The following is a 17,691-nucleotide window of genomic DNA, read 5'->3' on the forward strand; positions in this document are numbered from 1 at the left end:
CGCGGTGTACGTCCCGGCGGTCGCGTAGGTGTGGCTCGGGTTCTGCACCGTGCTCGCCGCCGAACCGTCACCGAAGTTCCAGCTGTACGCGTAGGCCGGGGTGCCGCCGGTGGCGGTGCCGGTGAAGGCGACGTTCAGCGGGACCTGGCCGGACGTCGGCGTGCCGGCGGCGGTGGCCGCCAGGGGGTTGCCGACGGCGCTGACGGTGGTCGTGACGGTCGCCGTGGCGGTGTGGGCCGGGTTGGCGGCGTCCGTGACGGTGAGGGTCGCGGTGTACGTCCCGGCGGTCGCGTAGGTGTGGCTCGGGTTCTGCACCGTGCTCGCCGCCGAACCGTCACCGAAGTTCCAGCTGTACGCGTAGGGCGCGGTGCCGCCGGTGGCCGAGCCGGTGAAGGCGACGTTCAGCGGGGCGTTGCCCGTCGGCGGCGTGCCGGCGGCGGTGGCAGAGAGGGGCGTGGCGCCCTGGATCCACAGGTCTTCGAGGGGGTCCCCGAGGCCGCCCTGGTCGGCGGTCGTCATGGGGAACGTCGCCAGACCGACGTTGTCGTTGGGGTCGATGATGCCCGGGTGGGTGTTCTCCATGACCCGTTCCATCGCGGCCAGCACGTTGTCCGTGGTGTACGCGACGTGCGTGACGTAGCCCTGCTTCATGTACGTCGGCGAGGCCACGACGACGGTCGGCACGCGGTAGGTGTTGCTGACGTGGTCCGGGCCGTTGCTGCCGTTCTGGGTGTCGTCCTCGGTGACGACGATCACCGTGTTGTCCTTGTAGGACGCGTTGTTCATCAGGAAGTCGACGACCTGCTTGGTGACGGCGTCGTTCTTCGGGATGTCCTGGTAGGTGCCCGGGTGGTCGTTGAACAGCTCGACGTACGAGTAGGACGGCAGACCGTTGCTCGTCACGAAGTTCATGTAGTCGTTCGCGATGGTCTGGTCGTCGTCGTTCTGCCCGCAGCAGGTGTAGTGGTTGTAGTTGAGCTCCTCGGGGACGCCGGTGCCCGGGCGGTTGACCGGCAGCGCCTCGATGTTGTTCGTGGCCGGGTTGCGCCAGTACCCGCTGCCGCTGCTGAGCATCCAGTAGAAGTCCCCGTTCATGATGAACGGGTAGCCGCCGCCGGGGCCCTTGAGGAAGCGGTCGAACTGGGTGCCGCCCGCGGTGGGGTAGGCCTGCTGCTGCGAGCTCGACGCCGACTGGGCGGAGAAGAGCCACCAGTGGTTGGGGCCGCTCGGCGGCTGGGTGCCGGTGCTGTAGGCGTCCATCAGCGCGTAGTTCTTGGCCAGCGTGTGCAGGTTGGGCACCGACGAGATGTGGTTGGTGCTCTGCACGGCGCCGTTGCAGCCGGCCTGGACGGTGGTGGCGCAGTCGCCGAGGTAGTCGTCGAAGGTGTGGTTCTCGCGGTAGAGGACCACGAAGTGGGTGAACGGCGGGAAGTACGGCGCGAGCGGGTTGACCGCCTGGGTGGGCGAACTCACCGTCGCCACCGCGTCGTTGGCCGTCCTCGCGGTCTGCCTGTTGGCGATCCGGAAGTTCCCCGGCTGCGGGAACTTCGTGAACTCGACGCCGGGAGCGGCGAAGGAGGCGCCGGTGCAGTCGTAGTCGTCGGGTTTGTAGGACTGGGGACGCTGCCCCTCGGGCAGGTCCGTGGCGTCGCCCGGGTCGTCGCCCGGGTCCCAGTTCTTGATGGTGCAGGAGCCGACGCCGGTGGCGGGATGACCGCCGGCGGCTCCCGTCGGGCTCAGGGCGGTAGTGCCCAGCGCCAGCACGACCGCCAGCGTGCCGGCGATCCGTGTCTTCCACCTCATGACCGAAACCCCTCCAGCAGAGTCCGCGTGTGGTGCACGACACCCCCCGGGCCCGAATGGTCCCGGGCCGCCGCCGCCCGGACAACGGGCACGGCACTGCTACCTGCCGGTTGGAGTGGATCGCCGCCCCCCGTTCGGCCGGAGTTGGGGGCGGCGATGGTGCGGGTTTGCTCCTCAAGGAGCTCTTCGTCGGTGTTCTGACGATTCGTCCGCCGATGAGGCGTCGGCTCAGCTGGTGGCCCCGTCGACCGATGCCTGGCCCACCGCTCCGGCCTGGACGCCCCAACTGGTGAGGATGCGGCCGTAGTTGCCGTCATCGATCAGTTCCTGCACGGCGCCCCGGACGGCCTGGGTGAGCGTGCTGCCCCGGGCGACGGCGATGCCGTAGGGGATCGATCCGTAGGTGGAACCGACCTTCGTCAACTGCCCGTCGGCGGTGCTGACCGCGTAGTCGACGACGTCGGACGGGCCCAGCAGGGCCTGGTCGCGGCCGGAGACGACGGCGGCCGTCGCGTCCTTCTGCGCGCCGTACGGGTCGCCGCCGTTGCGGATGCCCGGCTTGCCCGCGGTGGTGCAGGCGGGATCGCGGGTGCCGGTGATCTCACCGGCCTGGGTGCTGCCGGTCCGCACCGCGACCGACCGACCGCAGAGGTCGTTCGGGTCGATCCCGTCCGGGTTCCCGGCCCGCACCGCGACGGCCGTGCCGGCGGTGAAGTAGTCGACCATGTCGACGTACCCCTCGCGGTTCCTGCGGTCGTCGATGGAGCTCATGCCCAGCTGGTAGGCGCCCGACATGACGCCGTGGGCGATCCCGTCGAAGTTCACCGCTTCGAGGTCCGCGGTCAGTCCGAGCTTGCGGGCGATCGCCTTGGCCAGGTCGGCGTCCATCCCGACGATCACGCCTTTGTCGTCCTTGAACTCGTTCGGCGCGTAGGCGGGGTCGGTGGCCACGACCAGCCTGCCGCTCGACCGCACGGCGGCCGGGACCAGGGCGGCCAGCGCCGGATCCGTCGAGACGGCGGGCACGGCCCCCGCGTTCGGGGTCGCGCCCGCGGCCGTCCGCGCGGCCGGCGGGCCCGGGCGCGAGGTGACCGTCACGGTGGCGACGGCGGCGACCACCAGCAGGAGCACTCCCAGGAGGAGGGCACGGACCTTGCGGCCGCGCGGCAGCAGGCGGATCCGGGGGCCGGGCGGGGCGCCTGCAAGCGGGCCTCCGGGGCCGGGCGCGGCTCCGGGACCGCTCGGGGCTCCGGGGCCGGGCGGCGTTCCGGGGCCGCTCGGGGCTCCGGGGCCGCGCGGGGCTCCGGGGCCGCTCGGTGGCGGTGGCCCGGGAGGCGAGGACGAACCGGGGGGCCGTGACGACCAGGGCGGCGAGGACGAACCGGCCGATGGGGACACGAGATCCTGCGCCAGCGAGCCGAACTCCTCCACGTCCCGGACCGGCGGCGGAGGCGGGACCGCCCGTGCGCGCACCTCCGGCGACGGGACCGCGAGCGCCGGGGGAGGCCGGGGCGCCGTCCGATGGGCGGGCGCCTCCGGGCGGGGCGCGACCGGGACGGCCGGGGCTCCCGGGGCTGCCGGGGCTGCCGGGGCTGCCGGAGCTGCCGGGGCTGCCGCAGGGCGGGCCCGTGCGGCCGGCGGCACGGCGGGTTGCCCTGCGGCCCGTCCGGCCGGCTCGGGGCGGGATTCGGGCCGCGCGGGCTCCGCCGCCAGTACGCGCTGCGGCGACGCGGCGGGACCGGGCGAGGGCCTCGGGCGCGACGGACGGGCTTCGGCGGGCCGGACTTCGGCGGGCCGGGCTTCGACGGGCCGAGCTTCAGCGGGCCGGGCTTCGACGGGTTCGGCCTTCGAGGGCTGCTCCGGACGTCCCCCGGGCTCGGGCCGGAATCCCGGGGGCGAGAGCCGGGCCCCGCCGGGCGTGCGCTCGACCTTCGGGGGCGACGGCCGGGCCTCGTCGGGCCTCGCCTTCGACGCCGGCACCCCGGGCTCGGCCCTGGAGGCCGGCACTCCGGGCCCGTCCGGCCTGGCCTTCGAGGGGCCGGCCCTGGACGGGGGCGCCCCCGGCCCGTCGGGCCCTGCCTTCGACGGCTGCGTCGGCCGTTCCCCGGCCTTCGGTTCGGCTTGCGCCAGCAGGGCGCGCGCGGCCGAGGCCACGAGGGGGACGTCGGCGTCCGCGACCTCCTTCAGCGTCCGCCTGGCCGTCAGCTCGCGCGCCGGGTCGGGCCCGGTGAGCCACTCGCCGAGCGCGGTCACCGCGCCGAGCCGGATGGCCGGGTGCGGGCTGTCCAGGCCGCTGCGCAGGGCCTCCGGCAGGGCCGCGGGGGCGACGGCCACGCCGGCCGGGCTGCGGGCGAGCAGGATCTTCCCCTCAGCGCCGTAGAGCCACCGCTGCGGGGTCTGCCGACCACCGCCGGAGCGGATCCGGTCGAAGGCGAACGCGTAGGCGTCGTCGACCGACACGTAGCCGTCGTGGTCCTCGTCGGCCGCGCCGCTGCGGATGCCGTCGACGATCGCGGTGGTGAACACCGAACCGGGCGGTTCCGTCCCGGACAGCGGCTCGCCCTCCCAGGAGTACTCGCTGCCGCGCGAGGCGGTCAGCACCACCCGCCCGCGGCCCTGGCCGCGCAGGCGCTCGCCCAGCGCCAGGTCCTCGTCACCCTTGAGCCCGTGCGAGAACGCGCCGCTGAAGCAGCAGTCGAGGATCACCACCAGCCGTCGGGCCCGGCAGTCCTCCATCAGGTCGAGCAGCCACTGCGACTCCACCCCGGTGGCGGCGAGCCGGGTCTTCACGGTGTCGGTGGCGGCGAAGTACAGCTTGCGGCGGACGTCGACGAGGCCGTGGCAGGAGAGGTAGACGAGCAGCAGGTCCTCCGGGTCGCGGCCGGTGAGGAACTCCTCCGCGGCCAGGCGGATCTCCTGCGCGGTCCGGTCGACCACCCGGGTCACCGCGAAGCCGCCGATCCGCGGGTCGGCGAGCACCTCGCTCAGCTGGTCGGCGTCGCGGGCCGGGGCACGCAGCTGGCGCAGCGCCGGGTCGGTGTAGCGGGCGGTGGCCACCACCAGCGCGAAGCGGAGTTCGTCGGGCAGGTCAGGGGACGGCCGCGTGACGTGCGAGCCAGTCATCGATCATCGTTTCCTGCTGCTTGGCGGTCACCCCGGTGACCTTGAGCGTGTCGCCGCCGTAGCTCAGTTCGACGACGTGGCCGGTGCGTCCGACCCAGTTCCGGACGGAGGTGACCACCGCCCGCAGCATGTCGAGGTCCACGAAGTGCACGAGCAGCACGCCGGCCAGGCTCCCGAGGCCCTTGGCCTCCTCGGGCGCGGACTCCTCCTCGACGGGTTCGGCGTCGGTGAGGTCGAGGTCGTCGAGCAGTTCGGTGCGGAGCCGGGCGGTGAGCTCCGTCAGCTCGTCCGGATCGAGGCCGGTGTCCGGCCGGACGTGGAGCAGTAGTCCGGTGGACCCGTCGAAGGTCGCCATGGCGCACGCTCCTTCCCCGAGGACCTGCGGCCGGTTGCCTCCCCACCATCATCTGCCGGAACGGGCCGACCGTCACCGTTTTTGCACGATCGATTCGTAGGGTGAGCGGTGCTCAAGGCGACGGACACTCAGCGCGACCGGCACCGGGCCGAAATCGGGGCTTCGCCGTGTCGGCACTCGTCCGGTGGACACTCAGCGCGACCGCCACGCGGAGTGACGAACGCCCAGCGTGACCGGTGTACCGCCGGTACCGCTGCTGCCACCCGTGCCACCGATGACACCGCTGCCGCCGGTGACGCCGCTGCCGCCGGCGATCAGGACGCTCCGGCCGACGGGGAGCGATCCCGGTCGTGTGCTTGTCACCGTGCCCGCACCCGCACCCGCGCCGTCCGCGCCCCCTCGGACAGCCGACGCTCCGTCACCCGACGCCCGTCAACCCCGATACCGCGAGATCACCCCGGAGAGTGGGAATCGACGGCGCCGCGGGGTGGTTGGGCCAGGTCGAGCGTACGGAAACTCTTGCAGAGGGGTCCCACCATGAAGATCGGCATCATCGGCGCGGGGAACATCGGCGGCAACCTGACGAGGCGCTTCACCGCCCTCGGCCACGACGTCTCCGTCGCCAACTCGCGCGGGCCGGAGTCGTTGGCCGGGCTCGTCGCGGAGACGGGGGCGCGGGCGGTGCCGGCCGCCGAGGCGGCAGACGGCGCCGACGTCGTCGTGGTCACGGTGCCGCTGAAGAGCGTGCCGGACCTGCCCGCCGGCCTGTTCGACGGGGCCGCCGAGGGCTTCGCCGTCATCGACACCGGCAACTACTACCCGAAGGAGCGCGACGGCCTGATCGCCGAGATCGAGGGCGGCCTGACCGAGAGCCGCTGGACGGAGCGGCACCTCGGCCACCCGGTCGTCAAGGCGTTCAACGGCACCTACGCCCAGGACCTGGTCGAGCGGCCCCTCCCCCAGGGGGATCCGGAGCGCCTCGCCGTGCCGGTCGCCTCCGACGACGAGGACGCCAAGCGCAGGGTCCGGGCGCTCATCGACGAGATCGGCTTCGACACCGTGGACGCCGGCAGCCTCGACGAGTCCTGGCGCCAGCAGCCCGGCACCCCGGTCTACGGCCTGCGCGCGGGCGTCGAGGCCGTGACGCTGGCGCTCGCCGAGGCCTCGCCGGAGCGTCCGGAGGCGCACAGGGCCTGAGGTGATCGAGGAGAGGCCACGGCGGAAGGTCAACAGCGAGAGGCCAACGGCGGGAAGCCAACGGCGGGAAGCCAACGGCGGGAAGCCAACGGCGGGGCGCTCCGGATGGGCGCCCCGCCGGAAGCCGGGTGGCACGGTCAGGCGATCCGACGGGCGCCCTCGGCCGGGGTCGCGGTCAGGGTGCGCGGGGCGGTGAAGCCCTTGGCCAGGAACGCGGCGGTGACGTCGGCCGCCACGGCCTCGGCCGCCTCCGCGTCCACGAGGGCGATGACGGAGCCGCCGAAGCCGCCGCCCGTCATCCGCGCGCCGTGGGCCCCGGCCGCGACGGCCGTGTCGACGGCGAGGTCGGTCTCGGGGCAGGAGACCCGGTAGTCGTCACGCAGTGAGGCGTGCCCGGCGGTGAGCACCGGGCCGAGCGCCGCGAGCGCGCCCGCCGCCAGGTGCGCGACGGCCTCGGTCACGCGCTCGTTCTCGGTGACCACGTGCCGCACCAGCGGCCGCAGTTCTTCCGGGAGCCGGGGCAGCGCGGACGCGAGGTCGGCCGGCCCGAGCTCGCGCAGGGCGGGCAGGCCGAGCAGCCGCGCCGCGCGCTCGCAGCCGGCCCGCAGGCCGGCGTACGCGCCGTCCCCGAGGTCGTGCTTGACCCTCGTGTCGAGGACGAGCAGCGCGAGACCCGCACCGGCCAGGTCCACCGGCACCTGGCGCATGGTGAGGTCCCGGCTGTCCAGGTGCAGGGCCGCGCCCGCGCGGCAGCACATCGAGGCCATCTGGTCCATGATCCCGCACGGCACGCCGACGTAGGCGTTCTCCGCCCGCTGCGCGACCAGCGCGAGCTCGGGCGCCGAAAGGCCCAGCCCGTACAGGTCGTTGTAGGCGATCGCCACCGCGCACTCCAGCGCCGCGGAGGACGACAGCCCGGCACCCGTCGGCACGTCGCTGTCCAGCGACAGCTCCGCCCCGCCGACGTCGTGCCCGGCCTCGCGCAGCGCCCACACCACCGCCGCCGGGTAGCCCGCCCACCCGGTGACGCTGCCCGGGGCGAGGTCCGCGACCGCCACCTCGGCACTGCCGCCCTTGGTGGAGTGCAGGCGCAGCAGCCCGTCGTCGCGGCGGCGGGCCTGGGCGCGGACGGTCTGCGGCAGGGCGATCGGCAGGACGAAGCCGAGGTTGTAGTCGGTGTGCTCGCCGATCAGGTTGACCCGCCCGGGAGCGGCCCACTCCCCCTCGGGCGCGTGTCCGTAGAGCCGGGTGAAGGACGGCTGGGAGAGGGTGTTCATCGGGCGACCTCCCGCAGCCGCTGGGCCGCGTGTTCGGGGCTGACGTCGTTGACGAAGGCGTCCATGCCGGATTCGACGCCGGCCAGGTACTTGAGCTTGTCGGCGGTGCGCCGGATGGTGAACAGCTCCAGGTGGAGGGCGAGTTCGTCCCGCTGGTCACGGGGTGCCTGGTGCCAGGCGGAGATGTACGGGGTGCGGCCGGTGCCGAAGAGGCGGTCGAAGCGGCGCAGCAGGTCGAGGTAGAGGCGGGGGAACTCGGCGCGTTCGGCCTCGTCGAGGGCGGTGAGGTCGGGGACGCGGCGGTGCGGGTAGAGGTGGACCTCGTAGGGCCAGCGGGCGGCGAACGGGACGAAGGCCGTCCAGTGCTCGCCGGCGAGTACGACCCTTTCGCCGTCGGCGCGTTCGGCGGCGAGGAGGTCGTCGAAGAGGTTGCGGCCCGTCGCCGTCCGGTGCGCGGCGGCGCGGGCGACCATGCGGGCGGTGCGCGGGGCGGTGAAGGGGAAGGCGTAGATCTGGCCGTGCGGGTGGGCGAGGGTGACGCCGATCTCGGCGCCGCGGTTCTCGAAGCAGTACACCTGTTCCACCCCCGGCAGGGCGGAGAGCGCGGCCGTGCGGTCCGTCCACGCGTCCAGGACCAGACGCGCGCGGGCCTCGGAGAGGTCGGCGAAGGACGCGTCGTGGTCGGCCGTGAAGCACACCACCTCGCAGCGCCCGGCCCCGGGACCGGCCGTCCGCAGTCCGCCGGTGAGCTCGCCCGGCGGTCCGGCCAGCGAGGGGAAGCGGTTCTCGAAGACGGCCACCTGGTAGTCGGCGGCGGGGATTTCGCTCAGCCGCCCGTCCTGGGAGGGGCACAGCGGGCACTCCTCGGCGGGCGGCTGGTAGGTGCGGGCCTGCCGGTGGGCGGCGACGGTGACCCAGTCCCCGGTGGCCGGGTCCCGGCGCACGTGGGAGGCGGGCGGCCGGGGGTCCAGCGGGCGCCGGTCGACGGCGTTCCGGGGCACGGCCGCGCCGCTGTCGTAGTAGATGAGCTCCCGCCCGTCCGCGAGCGTGGTCGCGGTCCTGGCGGTGGGCTCGGTGGCGGTCCCGGCCATGGCCTCGGTTCTCTCTCCTCGATCCGACATGAATCAACAATCTCGAACACTATCCAACAGACCCGCCGCCCCGGAAGCACCCGGCACCTGCCATGATGGCCATGCTGGCGATGAGCGCGGCCGCCCCGGCCGCACCGACCCGCGCCACGCCGACCCGAGGGAGGCCCTCCGATGGCCGACAGCGCCCAACCGCTCGCCGGGCAGCGACGCGCGCTGATCCTGGAACAGGTGCGCGCGCGGGGCGGGGTCCGGGTGACCGAACTCGTCCGCGACCTCGGGGTCTCCGACATGACGGTCCGCCGCGACCTCGACGCGCTGGCCCGGCGCGGACTGGTGGAGAAGGTCCACGGCGGCGCGGTGCGGGTCGAGGCGCCGCTCAGCGGCGAGCCCGGGTTCGAGACCAAGGCCGGCTGGGAGCTGCCCGCGAAGGAGGCGATCGCCCGCGCCGCCGCCGCACTCGTGCCGCCCGGTTCGGCGGTCGGCCTCGCGGCCGGCACGACGACCTTCGCGGTGGCCCGCCACCTGCGCGCCGTCGAGGGCCTGACGGTGGTCACCAACTCCCTGCGGATCGCCGAACTGCTGGAACAGCCCGACGACGACGGCACCCCGGCGACGGCCACGGTGATCCGCACCGGCGGCGTCCGCACGCCCTCGGACGCGCTGGTCGGCCCGGTCGCGGACCAGGCGATCCGCTCGCTGCACGTCAACGTGCTCGTCATGGGCTGTCACGGCCTCTCCACCGACACCGGGCTGACCACCCCCAACCTGGCCGAGGCCGAGACCAACCGGGCCTTCCTGCAGTCGGCCCGCCGCGTCATCGTGGTCGCCGACCACACGAAGTGGAACGCCGTCGGCCTGGCCTCCTTCGCCGCCCTCGACCAGCTCGACGTCCTGGTGACGGACGACGCCCTCGCCGCCGAGGAACGGACGGCCGCCGCCCGGCTGGTCGGCGAGCTGATCGTCGCGTCCTCCGGGGACTGACGGGCGGGACGGGGCGCGCCCCGAGGGGCCCGGCGACCGAGCCCGGATCCCCCTGCGGGGGGACGCCTCCGGCCCTCCGGGAGGACGTGGCGCCGCCTCCCACCGGCCAGCCTGGATGCATGACCACCGCATCGAACCCCGCTGCTCCGGCACCCCGTTGGGCCGTGCGAGCCGCACACGCCGCAGCCCTCACCACCGTGCCCTCGGGGCTGTGGCGGATCGCCCTGGCCCTCGGCCTTCCGGTCGGCTACGGCGACCAGGTGCTCCGCCAGGACTTCCACATCCCCGGCTGGGGCGCGGTCGCCGTGGTCGGCCTCAGCGTGGTCTCCGAGGCCCTCGCCCTGCTGACGCTCGGCCTGGTCCGGCCCTGGGGCGAGGTGGTGCCGCGCTGGATCCCGGTCCTCGGCGGCCGGCGTGTCCGCCCGCTCGCCGCCGTCGTCCCCGCCGCGCTCGGATCACTGGCCCTCGTCTACGTCTGGAGCGGGTTCCTGTTCTGGTGGAACGTCGATCACCACCCGGCGATGACCGGTCCCTGGGGCGACATCGTCGGGGTCCTCTACCAGCCACTGGTCCTCTGGGGCCCGCTGCTGGCCGCCGTGACCGTCTCCTACTACCGCCGCCACCGCTGAAGCCACCCGGCCGGTCATCGCGGCGCTCGACCCGTCATCGCGGCGCTCAACCCCCCGAACTCGCCCGCACCACCAGCTCGGTGGCCAGCTCCAGCCCCGCGCCGGGCGCCCGTTCCCCCCGCGCCTGGCCGAGCAGCCGCTCGACCAGCGCGGCGGCGATCGCCCGCAGCGGCAGCCGGACCGACGTCAGGGCGGGGTGCAGGTGGCGGCAGAGCGGCGTGTCGTGGAAGCCCGTGACCGCCACCTCCCGTCCGACCGTCAACCCCTCGGCGCGGACGGCCTCGTAGACGTCGAGTGCGAGCAGGTCGCTCGCCGCCGCGACGGCCGTCGGCCGGTCCGGGCGGCGCAGGAGCCCGCGCACGGCGGCGACGTCCGGCCCTGCCGCCGCCTCCGCCGTCAGGCCGAGCCGCCGCGCCTCGGCGAGGAAGCCCGCGCGGCGTTCCGCCATCCACGGCAGGTCCTCCGGGCCTCCCACGTACCCGAGGCGCCGGTGCCCGCGCTCGGCGAGGTGCCGCACGACGGCCGCCATCGCCGGGCCGTTGCCGATGTCCACCCAGTGCTGCGGCTCCCCCGGTCCCGTCCGCCCGAAGGTCGTGAACGGGACGCCGGCCCGGGCGACGTGGCCGATCCGCGGGTCGTCGCGCAGCACGTCCGCGAGCACGAGCCCGTCCACCTGGCGGGCCGCCACCAGCTCGTCGATGGCCGCGAGCGCGTCGCCGGCGCCCGACGCGTCGCCGGCATCCGTCCCGTCCCCCGCGCCCGACGCATCGCGGGTGCCCCCACTGCCCGGTGCCGGGCGGAACAGCAGCACCCGCAGCCCCTGCGCCCCGGCCGCGTCGACCAGCGCCTCCAGGAAGCCGGCCATCAGCGGGTTGGGGTCGAACGGGTCGTCCACCGGCGAGAGGTAGCCGATGGTGCGCCGGGCGCCGCTGCGCAGCGAGCGGGCCGACTGGTCCGGCTGGTAGCCGAGTTCGCGGATCGCGGCGGTCACCCGCTCCAGGGTGTCCGGGCGCACCCGGTGCGGGGCGTTGAGCGCGTTGGACACCGTCTGCCGGGACACGCCGGCCGCGCGGGCGACCTCCTCGATGGTGGTGGCCCCGCGACGCGGACGGCGCACTCCGGCCCCGCGCACGGCCTCGTCGGGCGTCGTGACAGCGCGGCGCGGTCGGCGTGCTCCCTCGGGCATGGCTTCCTCCGGCGTGCTCGGTCGGGTCATCGGTGCGGTCACGTGCGGCGCAGGGTCGGCAGCCCGCCGCGCGACACCTCGACGACGCCACCCCGGCGGGGTCCTCCCCACCCCGCCGGACGATACGCCCTCCGCATCCTCGACGATCACCTCCACTGCCCAACCGCACCTCCCATTCGGCATCGGCGCCGCACTCGCGCACGGCACCGTCGTTGCCCCGCCCCAACCAGCCGGACGGCACGCCGCCGCACGGACGCACGCTGCAAGGGCGTCGTCACGAGGTCACGTAGGCCACGGCGCCACCCGCCCACCGAGCAGCACCACCGACCCGACCACGCCCCACCCCACCCCGCCGGTCGCCCGAACGTGTCCTGAACGGTGGCCACCGCCGACCGGCTGCCGTCGACACCCGCCTTCGGATCGACATCGAAGGGCGCCCTCCCCACCCCGCCGGACGACGCGCCCCGCGCACGGCGAACTGCCGCGACCGCCGGGCCGGCGTGGTCACGACCGTCACATGCAGCATGGGGTCAGCCGCCCGCCGCGCGACAGCCCCACGACGGCGCCGCCCCGGGCCGAGCTCCACCCACCCCGCCGGACGACGCGCCCTCGCGCAGCCTCGACGATCGCCTCCCCCGGCCAACCACACCGCCGAGATCGGCACCGGCGCTGCACGGCCGCTGCAGGGCGAGCAGCCGGCCGCGCGATGCCGCAGCCCCGTCGACCAACCGCTCGCCCCGGCAATCGCACCTACCGTTCGACGCCGGCACTGCGCTCACGTACGGCACCGTCGTTGCCCCGCCCCAACCAGCCGGACGGCACGCCGCCGCATGCATGCACGCACGCACGCACGCACGCACGCACGCTGCAAGCGTGAGCGCCGCCCTCGCGACACCGCAACACCGCCGACCAGACCGAGCTCCACCCCGCCCAGCCGGGCGACCGGCCGCCACCACCGGGCCGGCCTCGTCGCGACGCTCACGCACGCCGCAGAGTCAGCAACCCGCCCCGCGGCACCGCGACGACGGCGCCGTCCCGGCCGAGCTCCACCTCGCCCTGCCGGACGACGCGCCCCCGCGCGTCCTGCACGACCGCCTCCGCCGTCCCGCTGCCGCCGGTCAGCCGCACGTCCGGGTCGGCGTCGGCGTTGGCCACCAGCAGGGTGCGCCACCGGTCGCCGCCCGCGTCGACCGGCAGCGCCGCGTAGCGGGCGACGGCGACGGTGTCCGGGCCGGTGGCAGTGACCATCGGGTAGCCGAGGTCCGGCCGGGCCGGGCGCAGTTCGCCGAGTTGCAGGGTGTCGGCGTGGGCGCGGAAGACGCCGAGCCAGAAGGCCAGGGCCTCGCGCTGCTCCGGGCGCAGCGCGGCGAGGTCGACGGACACCTGCGGCACCGCGAACAGGACGTTGATCAGGTGGCAGGCGATCTGCTCGGGCGGCTCGACCGGGTGCCAGGTCAGCATGTCGGCGTGGACCGGGACGGGCCCGGCGGCGAGCCGCACGTCGATCGTCCGCTGCCGGTTCTCCTGGGGGCTGAGCGGGCAGTCGGTGGCCCGGATCATGGTGACGTACGGCCACAGGGCCGGGCTGACGTAGGGCTGGCGGTGCTCGATCATCGCGTCCGGGTGGGCGGCCGTGATCCGCCGGCGCAGCTCGGCGAGCAGCCGTTCGACGGCCTCGTCGACGCTCGCGCAGTCGGCCCCGGGACCGGGTTCGGGCGCGTCCGCCCGCGCAAACCAGTCGACGAAGTCGACCTTGAGGCCGTCCATGCCCCATTCCTCGACGGCCCGCGCGAGCCGGCCGACCAGGAACTCGCGGACCTCCGGGTAGCGGGGGTCCGCCACGACGGCTCCCATGGGCCCGGCGTCCGCGAGCGCGTACCGGCCGATGCGCTCGAACGCGGCGCTGTTCTTGCCGATGAACGGCAGCGCGTACCAGAGCATGTACTGCACGCCGAGCTCGTGGACGCGCCGCACGTGGGCGGCGGTGTCCGGCAGCGAGACCGGCTCCCAGTCGCCGCAGTGCCCGTAGCCGCGCGTGCGGTCGGCGGTCATCCAGCCGTCGTCGACGATGATCACGTCCAGCCCGAGCTCCTTGCCGAGCGCGGCCTGGGCCTCGACGGCCTTCGGCGAGATGTCCTGGTGCATCGCGTACCAGGTGGAGTAGGCGGGGCGGCGGGCGGCTTCGGGCACGTCCGCCCGGTGTGCGGTGCCCCACCACTCGGCGAGGCCGGCCAGGCAGCGGGCGAAGTGGCGGCGCGAGGTGTCGATCCGCACGGTGAGGCGGCCGGGGGCCTGCGCCCAGAAGCGGAACTCGCCGGTCTCCTCGACGACTCCCGCGCCGGCCAGCACGTCGGGCCGCTCGGCGGCGAAGGCGCAGATCGCGACGTCGCCGGTGCCGACGAGGGCGGCGATCGGGGCGCCGGCGGCGATCCCGGTGCGGCGCGGGGCGCTCCAGGCGGCGGGCAACCAGCCGGTGCCGCGCGGTTCGGGCGTCCAGAGGGCGGTGGCGTCCACGCACGGCACCCGCCACTCGATGCGGACGTCGCCATCGGCCACCGGTGTCGCCTCGACGGTCACCTCGACCACCCCGTCGGCGACCGCGCGGGCCGTCCCGGCGCCGCTCACCCGCAGGTCGAGGCCCTCGGCGTACAGCGGGCGCAGGCCGCCGGTGGCGGAAGGGGCGGCGGGGGCGTGCGGCTCCCAGATGTCGGTCACGGGTTCAGCCCTTCGTCGCACCGGCCAGCAGGCCGGAGATGAACTGCCGTTGCAGGACCAGGAAGAGGACCATCATCGGCAGGGTGGACAGCGCGGTGCCGGTGAGGATCGCGCCGTAGTCGGTCGTGCTCTTGTTGCCGTACAGGGTGGCGATGGCCACCGGCAGGGTGTGCATGGCGGGGCTGCGCAGCGCGACCAGCGGCCACACGAACTGGTTCCAGGAGCCCAGGAAGAGGAAGATCGCGAGTGCCGCCAGCACCGGCCGCATGACCGGCACGACGACGCTCCACAGCACCCGGAACTCACCCGCGCCGTCCACCCGTGCGGCGTCCAGGAGTTCGTCCGGCAGTCCGGCGAGGGACTGCCGCATCAGGAAGATCGCGAACGGCACGCACAGGCCGGGCAGGATGAGCGCCTGGTAGGTGTCGAGCAGACCGAAGCTCATCATCATCTTGAACAGCGGTACCAGCATGACCTGTTCGGGCACCACGAGGGTGGAGAGCAGCAGCCCGAACAGCAGACTCCGGCCCCGGAAGCGGAACTTGGCGAAGGCGTAGCCGGCCAGCAGCGCGACCACCAGGGCTCCGACGGTCTGGACCCCGGCCACCAGCAGCGAGTTTCCGATCACCCGGAGCAGGCCGATCCTCCGCTGCAGGTGGTCGAGGTTGTCGCCGAGGTGGCCGCCGGGCAGCAGCTTGGGCGGCCAGTCGAAGATGTCCGTGTCCTTGCGGGTGATGGCGATCACCAGCCAGTAGAACGGGCCGACGGAAAGGCCGGTGAGGCCCGCGAGGAGGAAGGTCAGCGGCCAGCCGCGCAGTTTCGTGATCGGCTTCATCGCTCCCGCTCCCCCATCAGCCGCATCTGGACCGCGCCGAGCACGGACACCAGCAGGGTCAGCGCGTAGGCGATGGCGGACGCGTAGCCGAAGTCGAAGTACCGGAAGCCGTTCTGGTACAGGTACATGGAGACGGTCAGCGTCGCGTTGTCCGGGCCGCCGCCGGTCAAGACGTAAGGCTCGTCGAAGAGTTGGAGCGTGCCGATGGTGGACAGCACGACCGTGAACAGCAGCACCGGGCGAAGCGCGGGCACCGTGACCGCCGTGAACCGCCGCACCGGGCCCGCCCCGTCGACCATCGCGGCCTCGTACAGCTCCTTCGGGACGCCCTGGAGGCCTGCCAGGTAGATGACGGCGTTGTAGCCCGTGTAGTGCCAGGTCAGCACCAGGACGACGGCCATCCGCGCCCAGAACGGGTCGCCGAACCAGTCGACGACCGGCAGGCCGATCGCGTCCAGCAGCCAGTTGACGGCGCCGTGGTCGGAGTCGAGCAGGAAGGCGAAGATCACGCCGGTGGCGACCAGGCCGGTCACGGCCGGCATGAAGACGCCCAGCCGCCACACCGCCCGCCAGCGCACCAGCGCCGAGTTGATGCCGACGGCCATCAGCAGGGCCAGCCCGAGCATCACCGGGACCTGCACGACGAGGATCTCGGTGGTGTTGCGCAGGGCCGTCCAGAACAGCGGATCGTCCAGCAGGCGACGGTAGTTGGCGAGTCCTGCGGAGCGGGCGGCGGTGCCGGAGCCGGCGGTGAAGGAGAGGAGCAGCGAGTCGACGACGGGGTACGCCTTGAACACGCCGAAGGTGACCAGGGCGGGGGCGAGGAGCAGGTACGGCACGGCGGTGCGGCGGCGCCGGGCACGCGCGAGGGACGGTTGGACGGTCGTCGTCATGCGATGCTGCGCCCGGTCTGCTGGGCGAGTTGCTTGGCGGCGTCCTGGAGGACGGCGGCCGGGTCGCCGCCCTTCAGGAACACTTTCGTCTGGGCGTCGCCGGCCAGCTTGAGGGCGCGGGCGTAGTCCCCGGAGTAGTTGGTCGGGTCGCCGCCGTCGACGGCCAGGTCGGCGAAGGTCCGCAGCACGGGCTGGCCGCCGTAGTAGGCGCTCGGTGCGCCGTACATCGGGTCGGTGTAGGCCGCGGTGAGCGCGGGGAAGACGCCGCCGGCGGTGAACATGCTGTTCACGGAGGCCGGGCGGGTGAGCGCGTACTCGACGAACTTCCAGGCGGCGCGGCGGCGCGGGCTGGAACCGGCGACGGCGAGGTGGGTGGAGTTCACGAGCGCGGTGCGCTTGCCTCCGGCGGTGACGGCCGGGGGCTTGGCGAGGCGCCAGTGTCCGCTCTGGTCACCGAACTTGGCCTCCAGGTAGTGCGCCGCCCAGGCGGGCATGGGGGCGACGGCGAGCTTGCCGGCCTTCATCAGGGTGGCCCAGCCCTGCTCGCCGGGGGCATCGGCGACCAGCCCGGCGCCGTCCAGCCGCTTCAGGACGTCCATCGCGCGGACGGCCTCGGGCGTGCCGAGCGTGATCCGCCCCTGGAGGTCGAAGTAGAACGCTCCCTGAAGCTGCATCAGCGACTGCACGAAGTCCAGGTCGGGGTCGGGGTTGGCGGCCTTGTTGATGCCGATGAGGGAGATGCCGGGGTTGGCGGCCCTGAACTTCTCCGCCACGGCGATCAGGTCGTCCCAGGTGGCGAGGGCGGTCGGGTCGATGCCGGCCTTGCCGAAGTAGTCCTCGCGGTAGAAGAACCCGAGCGGGTTGACCTCCCAGGGCAGCGCGTAGGCGTGGCCGTCCTTGCCGGTGACGACCGGCCACAGGCCCTTGGCGAAGTCGTCCTTGTGGGCGTCGGCGCCGAAGGAGGACAGGTCGGCGAGGCCGCCGGGGAACTTGTCCAGGTAGCCGGGCAGGTAGTCGCAACCGATGTGGAGGACGTCCCCGAGCCCCTGCCCGCCTGCGGCGAGACCGACGGTGATCTTGTCCCAGATCGCCGGGTTCCCGATGTCCTGGACGTCGACCTTGATGCCGGGGTTGTCCCGCTCGAACGCCGGGACGACCCCGCGCAGCGCGGCAGCGGCCGTGGCCCACGACCACACGGTGACCGTGCCGGTTTCGGCGTCCCCGCCTGCGGCTCCCGCCGATCCGGAGTCCCCGCAGGCCGCCAGCGCTCCCCCGGCCGCCAGGGCCAGCAGACCGGCCCCGGAGGCGCGGAGGAGCTCGCGACGTGAAAGGTGTGACATTGCATCGCCTCCCGTTTTTGAACGTTCAAATCCACAAAACAGACCAGAACCAAACAGTCCCGAACGAGCGCCACACAGCAAACGCCACCTGCCGTACGCCGTCAACCCCCAGGTACGCCCGCAACCGTTCCGTTACCAGGCGACGGGATGGCTGCGGGGGGTAGTTGGGGGGGGGGCGGGTACCGGGAACAACGGGGAGATAAGGGGGGGGGGGCGTGGTTTATTTTTAATTATTAAAAAAAAAAAAGGCCAGGGAAAATAGTTAT

13 protein-coding genes are annotated in these 17,691 nt (G+C 73.9%); 3 read left to right on the top strand and 10 right to left on the bottom strand.

Going from position 1 to position 17,691, the window contains the following annotated elements:
* The 3 genes from ACFV4G_RS04815 to ACFV4G_RS04825 all read right to left on the bottom strand — a co-directional run.
* The coding region (locus ACFV4G_RS04815) for a PKD domain-containing protein (RefSeq protein ID WP_380436491.1) at positions 1 to 1,803 on the bottom strand (1,803 nt) is incomplete at its 3' end.
* Positions 1,804 to 2,031: 228 nt separating this feature from the next.
* Positions 2,032 to 4,926 (bottom strand): transporter substrate-binding domain-containing protein, encoded by a 2,895-nt coding sequence (locus ACFV4G_RS04820; RefSeq protein ID WP_380436493.1) that lies wholly within the window; start codon positions 4,924 to 4,926, stop codon positions 2,032 to 2,034.
* On the bottom strand, positions 4,892 to 5,281 hold the full coding sequence (locus ACFV4G_RS04825) for a hypothetical protein (protein ID WP_380436495.1): 390 nt from the start codon (positions 5,279 to 5,281) through the stop codon (positions 4,892 to 4,894). Before ACFV4G_RS04825 ends, ACFV4G_RS04820 begins: the two co-directional genes overlap by 35 nt.
* A 213-nt stretch (positions 5,282 to 5,494) precedes the next feature.
* Here ACFV4G_RS04825 and ACFV4G_RS04830 point away from each other — a divergent pair, with 213 nt between their 5' ends.
* Positions 5,495 to 6,478: an NADPH-dependent F420 reductase gene (locus ACFV4G_RS04830; protein ID WP_380436497.1), complete on the top strand. Its 984-nt coding sequence runs from the start codon at positions 5,495 to 5,497 to the stop codon at positions 6,476 to 6,478.
* Between the two features lie 137 nt (positions 6,479 to 6,615).
* Here the strand turns inward: ACFV4G_RS04830 and galK are convergent, their stop codons facing one another.
* The gene (galK, locus tag ACFV4G_RS04835; RefSeq protein WP_380436499.1) at positions 6,616 to 7,755 is read right to left on the bottom strand and encodes a galactokinase; all 1,140 of its coding nucleotides are present in this window, start codon (positions 7,753 to 7,755) and stop codon (positions 6,616 to 6,618) included.
* Positions 7,752 to 8,846: a galactose-1-phosphate uridylyltransferase gene (galT, locus tag ACFV4G_RS04840; RefSeq protein ID WP_380436501.1), complete on the bottom strand. Its 1,095-nt coding sequence runs from the start codon at positions 8,844 to 8,846 to the stop codon at positions 7,752 to 7,754. The genes galK and galT overlap by 4 nt, the downstream gene beginning before the upstream one ends.
* Before the next feature lie 171 nt (positions 8,847 to 9,017).
* Between galT and ACFV4G_RS04845 the strand changes: the two genes are divergently transcribed.
* Both ACFV4G_RS04845 and ACFV4G_RS04850 read left to right on the top strand, forming a co-directional pair.
* Positions 9,018 to 9,827: a DeoR/GlpR family DNA-binding transcription regulator gene (locus ACFV4G_RS04845; protein WP_380436503.1), complete on the top strand. Its 810-nt coding sequence runs from the start codon at positions 9,018 to 9,020 to the stop codon at positions 9,825 to 9,827.
* A gap of 119 nt (positions 9,828 to 9,946) precedes the next feature.
* Entirely contained in the window at positions 9,947 to 10,456 is a 510-nt protein-coding gene (locus ACFV4G_RS04850) for a hypothetical protein (protein ID WP_380436504.1), read from the top strand.
* Positions 10,457 to 10,502: 46 nt separating this feature from the next.
* Here ACFV4G_RS04850 and ACFV4G_RS04855 read toward each other — a convergent pair whose 3' ends face one another.
* The 5 genes from ACFV4G_RS04855 to ACFV4G_RS04875 all read right to left on the bottom strand — a co-directional run bounded on the left by ACFV4G_RS04855 (position 10,503) and on the right by ACFV4G_RS04875 (position 17,425).
* Positions 10,503 to 11,642: a LacI family DNA-binding transcriptional regulator gene (locus ACFV4G_RS04855; RefSeq protein ID WP_380436505.1), complete on the bottom strand. Its 1,140-nt coding sequence runs from the start codon at positions 11,640 to 11,642 to the stop codon at positions 10,503 to 10,505.
* Between the two features lie 978 nt (positions 11,643 to 12,620).
* A complete protein-coding gene (locus ACFV4G_RS04860; protein WP_380436506.1) occupies positions 12,621 to 14,357 on the bottom strand; it encodes a glycoside hydrolase family 36 protein in 1,737 nt (578 codons plus the stop codon).
* Between the two features lie 4 nt (positions 14,358 to 14,361).
* On the bottom strand, positions 14,362 to 15,192 hold the full coding sequence (locus ACFV4G_RS04865) for a carbohydrate ABC transporter permease (protein ID WP_380436508.1): 831 nt from the start codon (positions 15,190 to 15,192) through the stop codon (positions 14,362 to 14,364).
* Positions 15,189 to 16,085 carry a carbohydrate ABC transporter permease gene (locus ACFV4G_RS04870; protein WP_380436510.1) on the bottom strand — a complete coding sequence of 299 codons (897 nt, stop codon included), beginning with the start codon at positions 16,083 to 16,085 and terminating at the stop codon, positions 15,189 to 15,191. Before ACFV4G_RS04870 ends, ACFV4G_RS04865 begins: the two co-directional genes overlap by 4 nt.
* Positions 16,082 to 17,425 (bottom strand): extracellular solute-binding protein, encoded by a 1,344-nt coding sequence (locus tag ACFV4G_RS04875; protein WP_380436512.1) that lies wholly within the window; start codon positions 17,423 to 17,425, stop codon positions 16,082 to 16,084. The genes ACFV4G_RS04870 and ACFV4G_RS04875 overlap by 4 nt, the downstream gene beginning before the upstream one ends.
* Between the last annotated feature and the right edge of the window lie 266 nt (positions 17,426 to 17,691).

The organism is Kitasatospora sp. NPDC059747, from assembly GCF_042732955.1.
Taxonomy (GTDB): Bacteria; Actinomycetota; Actinomycetes; order Streptomycetales; family Streptomycetaceae; genus Kitasatospora.

What these genes read in the sequence shown, in the direction of transcription:
- ACFV4G_RS04865 (WP_380436508.1), bottom strand. Translation starts at nt 15,192, where the DNA reads ATGAAGCCGATCACGAAACTGCGCGGCTGGCCGCTGACCTTCCTCCTC.
- ACFV4G_RS04870 (WP_380436510.1), bottom strand. Translation starts at nt 16,085, where the DNA reads ATGACGACGACCGTCCAACCGTCCCTCGCGCGTGCCCGGCGCCGCCGC.
- ACFV4G_RS04825 (WP_380436495.1), bottom strand. Translation starts at nt 5,281, where the DNA reads ATGGCGACCTTCGACGGGTCCACCGGACTACTGCTCCACGTCCGGCCG.
- ACFV4G_RS04855 (WP_380436505.1), bottom strand. Translation starts at nt 11,642, where the DNA reads ATGCCCGAGGGAGCACGCCGACCGCGCCGCGCTGTCACGACGCCCGAC.
- ACFV4G_RS04875 (WP_380436512.1), bottom strand. Translation starts at nt 17,425, where the DNA reads ATGTCACACCTTTCACGTCGCGAGCTCCTCCGCGCCTCCGGGGCCGGT.
- ACFV4G_RS04850 (WP_380436504.1), top strand. Translation starts at nt 9,947, where the DNA reads ATGACCACCGCATCGAACCCCGCTGCTCCGGCACCCCGTTGGGCCGTG.
- ACFV4G_RS04820 (WP_380436493.1), bottom strand. Translation starts at nt 4,926, where the DNA reads ATGACTGGCTCGCACGTCACGCGGCCGTCCCCTGACCTGCCCGACGAA.
- galK (WP_380436499.1), bottom strand. Translation starts at nt 7,755, where the DNA reads ATGAACACCCTCTCCCAGCCGTCCTTCACCCGGCTCTACGGACACGCG.
- ACFV4G_RS04845 (WP_380436503.1), top strand. Translation starts at nt 9,018, where the DNA reads ATGGCCGACAGCGCCCAACCGCTCGCCGGGCAGCGACGCGCGCTGATC.
- galT (WP_380436501.1), bottom strand. Translation starts at nt 8,846, where the DNA reads ATGGCCGGGACCGCCACCGAGCCCACCGCCAGGACCGCGACCACGCTC.